The following is a 13,641-nucleotide window of genomic DNA, read 5'->3' as shown; positions in this document are numbered from 1 at the left end:
CGAGCAGGCTCAGCTCCTACAGTTGATCTGGTGTGCCTCCGGCGAAATGGGGCTGAAGCCTGCCAATACTTTTGACACAGATTGCGTGTTGACTGACAAATCCACCCAGCGGAGCCTGCCTGTTCAATTTTTGTCGAGTAAAAAATCAATGCCCTTCGTGACAATAGACGGTCAACCACTTCACTACACTGAGAAAGGCAGGGGACCTGCGGTACTGCTTGCCGGAAGTTACCTGTGGGATCAGACCATGTGGGCGCCACAGATCGACGCGTTGTCGCAACACTACCGAGTGATTGCCCTGGACCTTTGGGGCCACGGTCAATCCGGGCGACTACCGGACGGCACCATCTCCCTCGATGATATTTCCCGTCAGGCGCTGGGGCTTCTGGATTATTTGGACATCGATCGCATCGCACTGGTCGGGCTTTCAGTTGGCGGTATGTGGGGCGCGCGCCTGGCCTTGGCGGCTCCGCAACGTGTCAGTGGGCTGGTGATGATGGATACCTACGTCGGCATCGAGCCCGAGCCGACTCGCCAGTATTATTTTTCGTTGTTGAAGCAGATCGAAGAGGCTGGAGTCATCACACCGTCGTTGCTGGATATTGTGGTGCCTATCTTCTTCCGTCCCGGTATCGATCCACAGTCGGCGCTGTATCAGAATTTCCGTGCGTCGCTGGCGGCATTGCCGGCTGAGCGTCTGCGCGAAAGCATCGTACCGATGGGGCGGATTACCTTTGGTCGAAGTGATCTGTTGCCGCGCCTGAGTGAATTGAACCCAGAAACGACGCTGGTGATGTGTGGCGATCAGGACACCCCAAGGCCTCCCCTCGAAGCCCAGGAAATGGCGGAGCTGATTGGCTGCCCATTCCTGCTGGTGCCGGAGGCGGGGCATATTTCCAATCTAGAGAATCCGCGGTTTGTCACTGAAGTACTGCTGAAGTTTCTTGGCGAGAGAAACTGATCGTCCTCTCGCATTCATCGAAAAGCTCGCAGCCTGCGAGCTTTTCATTTGGGCGGCGCTTGCAACAGAAGCCGTGAAATCACTTGGGACCGAGGATCTTCGCCAGTTTGTCCGGCGACGGCGCACCTTGCTGCTGCTGCAACTCGCCCTTGTCATCCATGTAGAAAATCGCCGGAGTCGCGGACAACTCCAGGTCTTCCATCAACTGCATGTTCGCCTCGAGCTTAGCCTGAATCGCCGGCGGTACTTCTTTGAGCGCTTTCAGCGTGCTGGCCTTGCCGGATTTTTCATGTTCCTGAAGGGCTTTGACCGGGTCCTTGGCGGCGAGCAACGCAGCGGATTTCCCCGGACTGTCTTCGCGAATAATACCGACCATGATATGTCGCAACTGCACTTTACCGGCCTTTACCCACGGACGCGCCTGTTCCCAGAACATGTTGCAGTAAGGACAGTTCGGATCGCTGAACAGGTACACCACACGAGGTGCGTCCTTGTTGCCATCAGCGATCCAGTTGCTTGCTTCCATCTTCGCCCACACTTCCTTGGACATCGGCGCGTACACCAGCTTTTGCAGCGGCGCGGTACTCAGGTCGTTGCCGTCGGCGTCATACAGATTACCCAGCAACACGTGTTTACCGTCAGGGGTGAGGTACAGCGCCATGCCGCGGTTCTGGTACTGCGCGGCGTAACCACGCAGACCGTCCGGCGCGTCGAACTGGCCTACGATTTTCGCGCCCTTGGCTTCGATTTTTTTGATCGCTTCGGGCAAGTCTTCGGCAGCCTGCACGGTCGGCAGGTGCAACAGGGCTGTGCCTAGGGTCAACGTCAGCAGGTGGCGGAGGCGGGGCATGGCAGTTTCCTTGAAGAGGGGGCCGATTCGGCAGGGTTCGGGGTGTCAAAGTTTTCGAGGGCGCGGGCCAGGCTGGCTTCCGACAGCTCACCCAGATGGCTGGCCAGCAGGCGGCCTTCGTTGCTATAGAACAGGGTAGTCGGCAATGCCATCGAACCGACGGCCTGGCCCAGACGGCCGCCGCTGTCGAACAGCACATTCGACAGGCTCAAGCCCTGGGTTTCCAGGTAGGTACTGACGCTTTGCATGCTTTCACCCTGATTGACGAACAGGAACGTCAGGTCCTGGCGTTGCTGCTGGGCATTTTCCAGCACCGGCATTTCCCGACGGCAGGGTGGGCACCAGGTGGCCCAGAGATTGATGACCAGCGGACCGCCCTTGTAGTCGGACAATTGCATGGTTTCACCGGCGGCGTTGCGCATGGTGATGTCCGGGAGGCGAGTCCCTTGTTCGTAAATGCTCAGGGAGAACGTCGCCAGGAGCCAGAATGCCAAGCCGCTGGCGACGCCAAAGCCCAGTGGACGGCGCAACCCCGGCCGCCGCCAGCCGCGATACAGGGCGGCAAGCAGTAGCGTGATAACTCCGGGCCAGGCGAGGAAGCCGCCGTCGCGCAGGTCGATGACTTGCCATGGATCGTTGCGGTAGTGCGTCCAATAGACCGCCACAAAACTGATCCGGGCCGCCAGCATGCCGATCAGAAACAGACTGAACAACGCCGACTCGGGGTTCTCGCCACCGCGTTTGGCCACCCGCCAACCGATGAAAGTCGCCAGTGCCAGGGCACTGATCAGCAGCAGGTGATTAAGCGCGATGGCAAATGTACCGAGCGTAAAAGTCAGCATTAGCGGGCTTCTCGGGTGGTAGTCCAACGTTGCAGGAAAGTGCTGGCATCGACTTCACCGGTGATGCGATGGCTGCGACGCTCCTCGCCATCGGCACCGATCCACAGGAAGCTCGGCGGCCCCGGAACCTGGTAACGGCTGAGCAATTCACGGCTGGCGGCATTGTCGGCAGTGACGTCGAGCCGGAGCAAACGTACATCGCCCAGAGCTTCAAGCACTTGAGGTTTACCGAAGACCTGTTTTTCCATGACTTTGCACGACACGCACCAATCGGCGTAGTAGTCCAGGAGCACCCATTGGCCTTGAGCCTTGGCCGCGTCCAGTTCCCGCTGCAGGTCCGCAGGGTCCTTGATCGTGGTGAAGGCATCATGACCCGTCGGGCGTAGGGCACTGCCCGAGTTGGAAGCGCTGTAAACCTGCAATGGCTTGAACAGGTCATCGCTCCCACCCGCCGCCCCGATCACCAGCAGGCTGCCCCACAAGCCGAGCAGTAAGGAACCGGCGCCGAAGACATGAGCGGTGCGACCGAAGCCGGCTGATTGACGCCAGGCGCTGTAGGCGGCGATCAACAGCAGGGCCCCCCACAATCCGACCCACAGTGATTCGTCCAATACGGGACGCAGCATCAGCAGGGCAGTGGCGAGGAACAGGAAACCGAACACGCCCTTAAGCAGATTCATCCAGGCGCCGGGTTTGGGCAGGAAGCGATTGCCGACAGTGACCAGCAACAACAGCGGCACGCCGATACCGATGCCCATCGCGAACAGGATCAGCCCGCCATGCAGTGCGTTACCGCTTTGTGCGATATAGAGCAGGGCGCCGGCCAATGGAGCGGTCATGCACGGGCCGACCAGCAAACCGGACACAGCCCCCAGGACGCCCGCGCCAATCAGGCTGCCACCGCGTTGATTGCGCGAGACATTTTCCAGGCGATCACGCACGGCGACCGGCAGCTGCAGCTCGAAGAAGCCAAACATCGGCAACGCCAGCAGCACAAATACCGCGGCAAACGTGCCCAGCAACCAGGGATTCTGCAGCAGCGCCTGGAGGTTCGCCCCAAGCATTGCAGCGAGTACGCCCATGGCTGCATACACCAGCGCCATGCAGACGACGTAGCTGGTGGCCAAGGCGAAACCACGTTTAGGTGAGGCGCCACTGCCGACGATCAAACCGGCGAGGATTGGCAGCATGGGCAAGGTGCAAGGGGTGAACGCCAGGAGCAGCCCCAGACCGAAGAACACCAGCAGGCTCCAGCCCAGCGCACGCTGTTGTAGGCCGCTGGCCAGCGCTTGGTCCGGCGCTTCGCCAGCCACTGCTGCGGTTGTTGATGTAACCGATTTGCCACCCAGATCGACAAGCTGGGTTTGCGGTGGATAACACAGTCCGGCATCGGCACACCCCTGGAAGCCGACCTTGATCTGGCCCGTGGCACCGGCCGGAATTTTCAGCTCCAGGCCTTGGCGGTAGACCTGCTGTTCGCCGAAGAACTCGTCGCTGTGTGATTCACCCTGTGGCAACTCGGGTTTGTGCTCTGCGGGCAATCCGTCGAATTTGAGGCGTTGCTGGTACAGGTAGTAGCCATCGGCGATCTGCCAATAGAGCTGGGTTTCACCGGATTCCAGGCGCTCAGAGGTGAAGACGAACGCTTTGCCGACAGGGAGGAAGTCGGGTTTGGTATCGAACGGATTGGTCCCCGCCTGGGCCAGACCCGAGATCAGGAGAACAAAAAATAAAAACAGACGACGCATGGCTAGGCCTTATCCCTATGCAAGTGGTGTGCACAATGAAGGGCGACGATTAACCGATAATTAACCGCCGCGCCAGGTTGCTCTGGTCCTGGGTGAGGCTTAGTCGCGTAGCAGCCCTGGACAATTGCCGTCATTGACCTTTTTTGGGGGAGTTGTTGTCAGGTCTGTGAAGGGCAAGTTGCTCAAGTGGGAATCTGTCATTTGTCTTGTACCAAACCCGGCCATGAGGCTTCATTGACAGGTATCGGGTCTGAGATTGTTCCACCATTAATGTCATATCTCAGGTATTCGTTATTGGTCAAGAAGATGTAAAAGAACGTGTTGAATGTTGGGTGGTCGTTCAGGGCGGCGGTAATCATGCGGTCTTTATATTTCTCGAGTCCACACCAAATAGAGTCTTTGAGAGGTTTTATCTTTATCTTGCCTGACCAAGGGTTGTAGATGAGATAGTTGCCGTCGTTCATAAGCATCCAGTAAGTGTGCTTTGTTTCCGCTTTTTCATACCACATAACGCCCACGATTTTTTCGAAATGAGGTTTAATGGGCGCCCATACAGTTTGCTCAACAGGTTTTTTGAAATAAATATTGTCGTCCATTTGGCGGTATTTACACACCATCGGAGTGGAGCCTTCGTAGTAGAAAAGCCAGAGCATGTCAGAGTCGGAGGAAGCATCCCAGGCTACCCCCGAGGTGTTAAAACCGAAGCACAGCTCTTTTACGTGTTTGCCAAAGTCTGCCCAGTTATTGCCAACGGCTAGAGGGTAGTTTTTCGGAACTTCATTGTCGCCTAGATTAAAGCGGGAGTAAGTGCCGGTGTCCTTGAAGAAAAAGTAAATGCGGTCGGGCCCGTTGCGCCAGTCGACGGCGACGAAGTTTTGCAATGTTGGCATTGTCTGATTCCTTTCAGTTAATTAACAAGGTTACATGTCTGTCGAAGCGCGATGATAGGTTTTACAAGGGGGGGGTGTTTGTTTAAGCGCTTTCGAAGTGTCAGATTAATGTGTGGGGTCTGTATTTAGAACAGGTTTTAGTGCTTTGTATGTGTCTGATTGAAACCGGAAGAAGTTGTCTTTTTAGGGCGCGTGCGAACTATCTAACATTCGCAGCTGTAGACTTCGTGCTTCATCTGAGGCACGCATTGACGAATCGCTTCTCGTCCGTCGAAGCACTCGTCATAATTCAGCCTTAATCCTCACCTGTTTGACTCATGTTTTTGCTCAGGGAGCTCCCATGCACGTACTGGTTTGCGAAGACGATGAGCTGATCGCCAGCGGCATCGTCGCCGGCCTGACAGCTCAAGGCCTGACGGTGGAGCACGTAGCCACCGCCTCGGCGGCTCGGGCGATGCTCAAGGTCGCCGAATTCGACGTCATGGTGCTAGACCTTGGTCTCCCTGACGAAGATGGCCTCAAGCTGTTGCAGCAGTTGCGCCATGGTGGTCTCGAAATACCGGTGCTGATCCTCACCGCTCGGGATTCGGTCACCGATCGCGTCGATGGCTTGCAAGCCGGTGCAGACGATTATCTGCTCAAGCCTTTCGACCTTCGTGAACTTGCGGCGCGGCTGCACACGTTATTGCGCAGAGTGGCGGGGCGCAGCGTCAACCTGATCGAGCACGGCGCGCTGACCTACAACCCAAGCAGCCGTGAAACCATGCTCGCCGGCCAGCCGGTGGACTTGTCCCGGCGCGAACAGTCACTGTTGCAGGCCTTGCTGCATAACCGTGGGCGAGTGCTGTCGACCGAGCAACTCAAGGACAGCGTCTACGGTTTCAACGACGAACTGGAAAGTAACGCCCTTAACGTGCACATCCATCATCTGCGGCGCAAACTGGGTAACGGAATCGTGGAAACCGTGCGCGGCCTGGGTTATCGCCTGGGGCCGGCGGACGGCGGAGATCAATCGAAGTGATGAGCCTGCGTTTACGTCTGAGCCTCACGCTAGGTGCTGCATTTGCGCTGATCTGGGCGCTGGCCGCTGCCTGGATGCTCAGCGATCTGCGCAATCAGATGATGTTTTCCCTCGATCAGCGCCTGGTCGCCTCGGCACGCATGGTAGCCGGGCTGATGGAGCAGTTGCCGGCGTTGCCGAATAAAGGTGAGGGCACCCACTTCAGCGCGGAACAACTGAACATTCCTGGCGGGATGGCGTGTCAGGTCAGTTCGTTGCGCGGCGAGATCCTGGCTCGCAGCCATACCGATCCGCAACAGACCCTCGAAGCCGAGAAAATGGGCTTCCACGATCAGATGATCGATGGCGCACCCTGGCGCAGTTTCACCTTGGCCCGCGGCGATCTGCGCATCACGACGGCGGATCGACAAATCGAACGCGAAGCCCTGAACATGTCGATCCTGCTGGCCGCATCGGTGCCGGTGGGCGTCGCGTTGCTGGGCTGCCTGTGTCTGCTGTGGCTGGGGATCGGCCAGGGACTGGCGCCGCTCAATCGCATGCGCGATGCGCTGATGCGCCGTAGCGCCGATTCTCTGGAGCCCTTGCAGATACAGCCGTTGCCCAGCGAACTGCAGCCCTTGCTGGACACCCAGAATCAGTTGCTCCAGCGGATCGGCAAGACCATCGAGCGCGAGCGTCGCCTGACCGGTGACGCAGCCCACGAATTGCGCAGCCCGCTGACGGCGATCAAAACGCACCTGCAAGTGGCGCGCATGACCGACGGCGCCGCCCGGGATCAATCCCTGGCTCGGGCCGAGGAGGGGGCCGACCGCCTGCACCGAACCCTCGAGCAACTGCTGCTGTTGGCCCGGGTCGAAGGTAGCCTGTCCTTCGATGACGGCGTGCAGTGCAACGCCGAGCAGGTTGCAAAACTGGCGATTCAGGATGCCGCCAGTGGTGATCGTCAACGAATCAGGTTCAAAACCACAACGAAGCTCTCCGAGGCCCCAGTGCAAATGCCTGCTGTGCTGTCGATTGCTGCATTGCGCAATCTGCTCGACAACGCGCTCCGTCATACACCCGGTGAGGGTGAGGTGGAGTTGAGCGTGGAAACCGTTGAAAACCGCGTCCAGTTCGTTGTGCGCGACCATGGACCGGGGATTGCCGAGGACGACCTGCAACACCTGACCCAGCGCTTCTGGCGAAATGGCCAAAGCACGGGCTGCGGTTTGGGACTGGCGATCGTTCAGGCCATCGTTCAGCGGTGTGGCTGCACGCTGCATTTCGACAGCAAGCCGGACGGGTTGCGGGTCGAGCTGACGATGCCATTGCAACCGGTCTGAGCATCCGGAACATCAAATGTAACGCCTCTCTATTAGTCACCTGGCGCGCGCGGCGCTATCGTCCCCCCGCAACTTTTTCTCAATGGATTGAGGTAGTAGCGACATGGATGCACCCCTGCGTGTCAGTAAGGCAACCGCCGCCGACGCCGGCATCATTTGCCGGATCGTTGATCGCTCCATCCGCGTAGGCTGTGCGATTGACCATCGCAACGATCCGCAAACCGTCGCCGCCTGGACCCACAGCAAAACCATCGACCACCTCTTGCCCTGGCTGAACGACCAGCGCTTGTACCTCAACATCGCCCTGTTGCAAGACAAACCGATCGGCGTCGCCATGGCTGCATGCAGCGGCAAAATTGCGTTTTGCTACGTGCAACCGGAATGGTTTCGTCGCGGTGCCGGACAGGCGCTGGTGCGTGATCTGGAGGGCTGGTTGATTGGCCAGGGCCTGCATCAGGCGCAACTCAATAGCACCCGCACCAGCGAAGCGTTTTACCGTCATTTGGGCTATCAGCCCTGCGCGCCGGCGTTCATGGTCGCCGGCCTGCGCGCCATCCCCATGCACAAAGGCCTGTCCTCACGGCTGATCGAAAGCGGACCAAGGGTCTAAATCCTCGGGCACCTGATGCGTTTCCAGAACAGGAAAACCTTATTGAGGGGTCGAGAGATGTCAGTCGCTACCAACCTTGTAGAAGATCAGTCGGCCCGGATCACTTCGGCGCCGGCCGAAACGCTTTATCAATTCAACGAATCGCCGTTGCTGGCGCGACAAAACCGGCAGGAGTCGAACGCCCGCAGTTACCCGCGACGCATTCCCCTGGCGCTCAAGCGCGCCAAAGGCATTTATGTCGAAGACGTTGAAGGTCGCAGCTTTATCGACTGCCTGGCCGGTGCCGGGACGCTGGCGTTGGGGCACAACCATGCGGTGGTGATCGACGCGATCCAGCAAGTGCTGACCGATGAACTGCCATTGCACACCCTGGACCTGACCACCCCGGTCAAAGACCAGTTCGTCCAGGACCTGTTCAGCCTGTTGCCCCCGGCGCTGGCCGCTGAAGCAAAGATCCAGTTCTGTGGACCCACGGGCACCGACGCCGTGGAAGCGGCATTGAAGCTGGTACGCACTGCCACTGGACGCAGCACTGTGCTGTCATTTCAGGGCGGGTATCACGGCATGAGCCAGGGCGCGTTGAGCCTGATGGGCAGCCTGGGGCCGAAAAAGCCGTTGGGTGCCTTACTCAGCAACGGCGTGCAGTTCATGCCCTATCCCTACGATTACCGTTGCCCATTCGGTCTTGGCGGTGAACAAGGGGTGAAGGTCAATCTGAGTTACCTGGAAAACCTGCTGAATGATCCCGAAGCCGGCGTGCAATTGCCGGCGGCGGTGATTGTGGAAGCGGTGCAGGGCGAGGGCGGCGTGATCCCGGCTGATCTCGACTGGCTGCGCGGCTTGCGACGAATCACCGAGAAAGCAGGTGTGGCGTTGATCGTCGACGAAATCCAGAGCGGTTTTGCCCGTACCGGCAAAATGTTCGCGTTCGAACACGCCGGGATCATTCCGGATGTGGTGGTGATGTCCAAAGCCATCGGCGGCAGTCTGCCGCTGGCGGTGGTGGTCTATCGCGACTGGCTCGACACCTGGTTGCCGGGTGCCCATGCGGGCACTTTCCGCGGCAACCAAATGGCGATGGCTGCAGGCTCGGCGGTCATGCGTTACCTGACCGAGAACAACGTCTGCGATCACGCAACTGCCATGGGCGAACGCTTGAGCGAACACCTGCGCATCCTGCAGCGCAACTTCCCGCAGCTGGGTGACATCCGGGGGCGCGGCTTGATGCTCGGCGTCGAATTGGTCGACCCGACCGGCGCACCGGACGCGTTGGGTCATCCGCCGATCTTCGGTCGCCTGGCGCCGCTGGTGCAGCGCGAATGCCTCAAACGCGGCTTGATCCTTGAACTGGGCGGGCGCCATGGAGGTGTCGTGCGGTTCCTGCCGCCGCTGGTGATCACCGCTGCAGAAATCGATCGAGTGGCGGAGATTTTTGGTCGGGCCATGGCGGCGGCCACCGCCAATCTTTAAATTTTTCGACGGCCCGGACGTTCCTTCTACATACCGGCTGCGCATGCGGTGCAGCCCACCCTTACAGCGATGGAGAAACACCATGACTTCAGTATTCGACCGCGAGGACATCCTTTTTCAAGTCGTGGTCAACCACGAAGAGCAGTACTCGATCTGGCCCGATTACAAGGCCGTGCCGGAAGGCTGGCGGACCGTGGGCAAGAGTGGTCTGAAAAAGGAGTGCCTGGCTTACATCGAGGAAGTCTGGACTGACATGCGTCCATTGAGCTTGCGCCAGAAAATGGACGGGCAGGCCGCTGTGGCGCACTGAGTAGTCGCGCAAAAAAAGCCCGCTGAACCGGTAAGGTCAGCGGGCTTTTTGGTGTTTGAACATTGAAAGATCGCAGCCTCGTCACTCGGTAGGAGCAACGAGGCTGCGATCTCTCGATCTTAGGCGGACGGCTCGCCGCTCAACCCCTTGATCACCAAATCCACATTCCCCTCCAGCTCCGCCACGGGATCCGCGGCATCGGTGCTTAACACCACCAGCCGGCTCCCGGCCTCGGTGATCACTGCTTTCAACGCTTCCGACGGCTGGCGATGGTGCAACACTACCGCCACGTCATTGTCCTTCAACGTCGCGCCAAGCGCCTTCAATGCTTCAGGCGTCCATTCGTTATCTTGCCGCGTATCGAGGCCGATCAGTTCCAGGTTGAGGCTGCCGATCAGATAGCCGAAGTGATCGCTCAGGCTCATCACACTCAAGTTGTCTGCGCTCGCGAGCCGCGCTTCGCTGTCGGCGCTGAACTTCAGCAGGCGCTGTTTCAGGGACGCCAGGTTCGCCTCGATCGTCGGCTTGGCAGAGGGCGCCAGGCGCACCAGATCGGCCGCCATCACATCGGCCATGCGGCCCATGTTGTTGCTGGAGAACCACGGCTGGCTGTTCAGGCCATCGACCTTGTTGTCCGGTTGCACGGCGATGCCGGGCAAGGCGCCGTCCACCGGGCGGGCCGCGTCGACTTCGACGATGCGAATATTGCTGCGGCGGGAAACCGGGTACAGCGGGTCGTCCGCCCACAGCGAGCGCAGACCGATCACGGCGTCGGCGTCGGTCGCCAGTTTGGCCAGCGCCGGTGCGCCACGGCCCGTGAAGTAGGCTGTCTGACGGCTGCCGGGCAGATTGGCTGGCGCGGCGCGTTCAAGTTGCACATCGGTGCCTTTGAGCAAAACGTCGCCCAGGCCGTAGGTGATCGGCAAAGACGCCAGAACGCGTAGCGGTTTGTCAGCGGCGAAGGTGGTGTTGACCAGCCCACACAGGGCAACGGCCAGGGTCAGTTGACGCAGAGAAAAAGACATTTATCCGAGGTTCCCTTTCAGGCTTGGGACGACGCCACGAGCAATAGCGGCCAGGGCGAAGGCGATACCGGCCACCAGAATAATTGCGGCGCCGGACGGGATGGGCAGGTCGAAGACAATCGGTGCCAGGATGCCGCACAGCGTGCTGACCGTGGCGATCAGCACCGAGCACCAGAAAAACCCCTTGAGCGACTGGCTGAGCAAACGGGCGGCTGCCGCCGGAATCACCAGCAGGGCACCGACGAGAATCGCGCCGATGACTTTCACGGCGGCCACGGTGATCAAGGTCACCAGGATCACGAACAGGTAATCCAGGGTCTTCACCGCCACACCGCGAACGGCGGCCAGTTGCGGGTTGAAACTGGCGAGCATGATGCGGTTGTACAGCGGCAAGGCCAGCGCCATGACCAGTGAGCCGACGATGGCCAACACCAGCAGATCGTTGCCGTTGACCGTCAGTACCGAGCCGAACAATACGTTTTCGAGGATGTGCACGTTGATCTTGCCGGCCAGGATCAACAACAGGCTGGCGCCCAGTGCCAGCGACACGGAAAGGAACACCCCAATCAGCGTATCTGGGGACAATCCGGTGCGGTTGCGCAGGTAGTTAAGCAGAATGCCGAACAGCAGGCAGTAACCGAAGAGGCTGCCATAAGGCCCGGTGTAAGGTTCGCCCAAGAGGATGCCAACGGCCACGCCGGTCAGGGCCGCGTGACCCACCGCTTCGGAGAAAAACGCGAAGCGCTTGACCACCACCAGCGTGCCCAGGCCACCCAGCACCGGGCCGATCAACAGACCGGCCAGCAGTGCATTGACCACGAATCCGTAAGCCAGCGCCTCGGGCAGGTAACCCGAAGACGCCCAGCCCTGAATCATCAAACGAAAGGCTTCATAACTCATGAGGCAGCGCTCCGTGGATGGGTCGAAAACAGGGTCAGCAATCGTTCCGGGGTCAGCGCTTCCTTCGGCGTGGCATCGAACAGCACCCGACGATTGAGCCCGGTGACGCGATCCGCCAAGCGTCCGACGGCTTCCAGGTCATGTTCGATCCATAGCACGGTGATCCCGCTTCGTCGCCAGTCCCCAAGCAATCGCTCGAACACCCGGATGCCTGCTTCGTCGAGTGCCGACATCGGTTCATCGAGCACGAGCAACTGCGGCGCTGGAATCAGCCCTTGTGCCAGCAACACCCGCTGGCGTTCGCCACCGGACAGCGCGCCCATGCGCCGTTTGCGCTTGTCCTGCATGCCGACGCGTTCCAGCGCTTCACCGATGGCCGCCGCGTAGCGCTTGCTGACACCGAGAAACGCCGGGCGCCGCTGACACATGGCCGCCATGAAATCGTCCACGGTCATGGGCAAACCGCGGTCGAACTCCAGCGCTTGCGGGACATAGCCGATGATCCCTGGTGCATCTGGCCATAGCAGGCTCAAGCGGCCTTGATGGGGCATTTGTCCTAGCAACGTCTTGATCAGCGAACTCTTGCCGCCACCGTTGGGGCCCACCAGCGCGTGGACGCTGCCGGGCTGGACCTGGAAGGTCACGTTATCGAGAATCGTGGTGCGACCCAGCGTCAGGCTGACGTCGGCGAAATCCAGGGTCGGGCCGGCGCTTTGGGCGATGAGGGTTTCCTGGGCTGTCATGCGCCGGACTCCTGAATGGCCCGGACCACCGTATTGAGGTTGCCGATCATTTCTTTTTCGTACTTGTCAGCGGTGTATTCGCCGTAGGAAATATGCGACAGCGGGTACAGCTTCACACCGGATTCGCGCTGAATGGTGTCGACGTAGCTGGACGGGAAATCCATCTCCGAGAAGATCACCTTCACGTCCAGTTCCCGTAGTTGATCGATGGTCTTTTTCAATTGGCTCGGGCTTGGCTCGATCCCGTGAGCGGGTTCGACCACAGCAGTGACTTCCAGGCCGAATTCACGCAGCAGGTAATCGTAGGCAGCGTGCACCGTGGCAACGCGCAGTTCGGCGTTCGGCGCCTCGGTCAGTTTCGCCAGGGCGTCGGCGCGCATCTTCCGCAGGCGTTTGCCGTAGGCGCGGGCGTTCTGGGTGTAGGTCTTGGCGTTGGCCGGATCGAGCTTGCCCAGCTCGCGGGCAATGTTGTTGACCTGAGCGATCGACGCGCTGATTGACAGGAACGTGTGCGGGTTGACCACCTTGCCGGCACCCCGGGCCGCCACACCGGTGGCCGCCAGCAGCGGGACGTTTTCGTTGGCTTCGATCACCGGAACGTTCGGCGTCTCGCTGGCGGCGATCATGCGGTCGGCGAAGTCGTCATGACCGACGCCGTTAAGCACAACCACGTCCAGCCCACTGATGCGCTTGATGTCTTCGGCGCGAGGCTCGTAGGCATGCGGGTTGAAGCCGGCCGGGATCAGCGGCACCACTTCGGCCTTGTCGCCGACGATGTTCGCCACGTAGCTGTAATAAGGGTGCAAGGTGATGCCGATGCGCAGGCGCTTGGCCTCTTCGGCACTCGCCATGGGTGTCAGCAGGCAAGCCAGCAGGCCCACCAGCAACACACGAAAGATTGAACGTTGAGATGAAATTGGCATGGGGAAGCGGTCTTCTCTCGGGTGAA

General features: G+C 59.7%; 14 protein-coding genes. 6 read left to right on the top strand and 8 right to left on the bottom strand.

The features are described 5' to 3' along the window. The first annotated feature begins 148 nt into the window (after nucleotides 1-148). Entirely contained in the window at nucleotides 149-961 is an 813-nt protein-coding gene (locus tag AC3ZVB_RS08030; protein ID WP_490146352.1) for an alpha/beta fold hydrolase, read from the top strand. A gap of 79 nt (nucleotides 962-1,040) precedes the next feature. Here the strand turns inward: AC3ZVB_RS08030 and dsbG are convergent, their stop codons facing one another. The 4 genes from dsbG to AC3ZVB_RS08010 form a co-directional block, all read right to left on the bottom strand. Beyond that, entirely contained in the window at nucleotides 1,041-1,811 is a 771-nt protein-coding gene (gene dsbG, locus AC3ZVB_RS08025; RefSeq protein WP_490146260.1) for a thiol:disulfide interchange protein DsbG, read from the bottom strand. Then, nucleotides 1,787-2,653 carry a TlpA disulfide reductase family protein gene (locus tag AC3ZVB_RS08020; protein ID WP_162436307.1) on the bottom strand — a complete coding sequence of 289 codons (867 nt, stop codon included), beginning with the start codon at nucleotides 2,651-2,653 and terminating at the stop codon, nucleotides 1,787-1,789. Before AC3ZVB_RS08020 ends, dsbG begins: the two co-directional genes overlap by 25 nt. Continuing rightward, entirely contained in the window at nucleotides 2,653-4,401 is a 1,749-nt protein-coding gene (gene dsbD / locus AC3ZVB_RS08015; RefSeq protein ID WP_490146259.1) for a protein-disulfide reductase DsbD, read from the bottom strand. Before dsbD ends, AC3ZVB_RS08020 begins: the two co-directional genes overlap by 1 nt. 197 nt (nucleotides 4,402-4,598) lie before the next feature. Continuing rightward, on the bottom strand, nucleotides 4,599-5,291 hold the full coding sequence (locus tag AC3ZVB_RS08010) for a hypothetical protein (RefSeq protein ID WP_490146258.1): 693 nt from the start codon (nucleotides 5,289-5,291) through the stop codon (nucleotides 4,599-4,601). Between the two features lie 340 nt (nucleotides 5,292-5,631). On the opposite strand from AC3ZVB_RS08010, the gene AC3ZVB_RS08005 reads away from it, so the two are divergent. The 5 genes from AC3ZVB_RS08005 to AC3ZVB_RS07985 all read left to right on the top strand — a co-directional run bounded on the left by AC3ZVB_RS08005 (nucleotide 5,632) and on the right by AC3ZVB_RS07985 (nucleotide 10,024). Continuing rightward, nucleotides 5,632-6,312: a response regulator gene (locus tag AC3ZVB_RS08005; RefSeq protein WP_162436304.1), complete on the top strand. Its 681-nt coding sequence runs from the start codon at nucleotides 5,632-5,634 to the stop codon at nucleotides 6,310-6,312. Further along, nucleotides 6,309-7,634 (top strand): ATP-binding protein, encoded by a 1,326-nt coding sequence (locus tag AC3ZVB_RS08000; protein WP_162436303.1) that lies wholly within the window; start codon nucleotides 6,309-6,311, stop codon nucleotides 7,632-7,634. Before AC3ZVB_RS08005 ends, AC3ZVB_RS08000 begins: the two co-directional genes overlap by 4 nt. A 103-nt stretch (nucleotides 7,635-7,737) precedes the next feature. Continuing rightward, complete coding sequence (locus AC3ZVB_RS07995; protein WP_490146257.1) at nucleotides 7,738-8,244, top strand: GNAT family N-acetyltransferase; 507 nt, start codon at nucleotides 7,738-7,740, stop codon at nucleotides 8,242-8,244. 57 nt (nucleotides 8,245-8,301) lie between these two features. After that, nucleotides 8,302-9,714 (top strand): aspartate aminotransferase family protein, encoded by a 1,413-nt coding sequence (locus AC3ZVB_RS07990; RefSeq protein ID WP_162436301.1) that lies wholly within the window; start codon nucleotides 8,302-8,304, stop codon nucleotides 9,712-9,714. An 82-nt stretch (nucleotides 9,715-9,796) separates the two neighbouring features. Next, nucleotides 9,797-10,024 carry an MbtH family protein gene (locus AC3ZVB_RS07985; protein WP_162436300.1) on the top strand — a complete coding sequence of 76 codons (228 nt, stop codon included), beginning with the start codon at nucleotides 9,797-9,799 and terminating at the stop codon, nucleotides 10,022-10,024. A 119-nt stretch (nucleotides 10,025-10,143) separates the two neighbouring features. Here AC3ZVB_RS07985 and AC3ZVB_RS07980 read toward each other — a convergent pair whose 3' ends face one another. Genes AC3ZVB_RS07980 through AC3ZVB_RS07965 form a run of 4 tightly spaced genes read right to left on the bottom strand, consistent with a single transcriptional unit; the run spans nucleotide 10,144 to nucleotide 13,615 of the window. Beyond that, entirely contained in the window at nucleotides 10,144-11,049 is a 906-nt protein-coding gene (locus tag AC3ZVB_RS07980; protein WP_490146256.1) for a metal ABC transporter substrate-binding protein, read from the bottom strand. Then, entirely contained in the window at nucleotides 11,050-11,949 is a 900-nt protein-coding gene (locus AC3ZVB_RS07975) for a metal ABC transporter permease (RefSeq protein ID WP_162440696.1), read from the bottom strand. Beyond that, on the bottom strand, nucleotides 11,946-12,692 hold the full coding sequence (locus AC3ZVB_RS07970) for a metal ABC transporter ATP-binding protein (protein WP_194692940.1): 747 nt from the start codon (nucleotides 12,690-12,692) through the stop codon (nucleotides 11,946-11,948). Before AC3ZVB_RS07970 ends, AC3ZVB_RS07975 begins: the two co-directional genes overlap by 4 nt. Beyond that, nucleotides 12,689-13,615 carry a metal ABC transporter substrate-binding protein gene (locus tag AC3ZVB_RS07965; RefSeq protein WP_490146255.1) on the bottom strand — a complete coding sequence of 309 codons (927 nt, stop codon included), beginning with the start codon at nucleotides 13,613-13,615 and terminating at the stop codon, nucleotides 12,689-12,691. The genes AC3ZVB_RS07970 and AC3ZVB_RS07965 overlap by 4 nt, the downstream gene beginning before the upstream one ends. Nucleotides 13,616-13,641 lie beyond the last annotated feature (26 nt).

It is taken from the genome of Pseudomonas sp. MDV22-iso1, from assembly GCF_058145095.1.
Note: the sequence above shows the minus strand (reverse complement) of the source record. Positions and strands in the feature narration are given on the sequence as shown.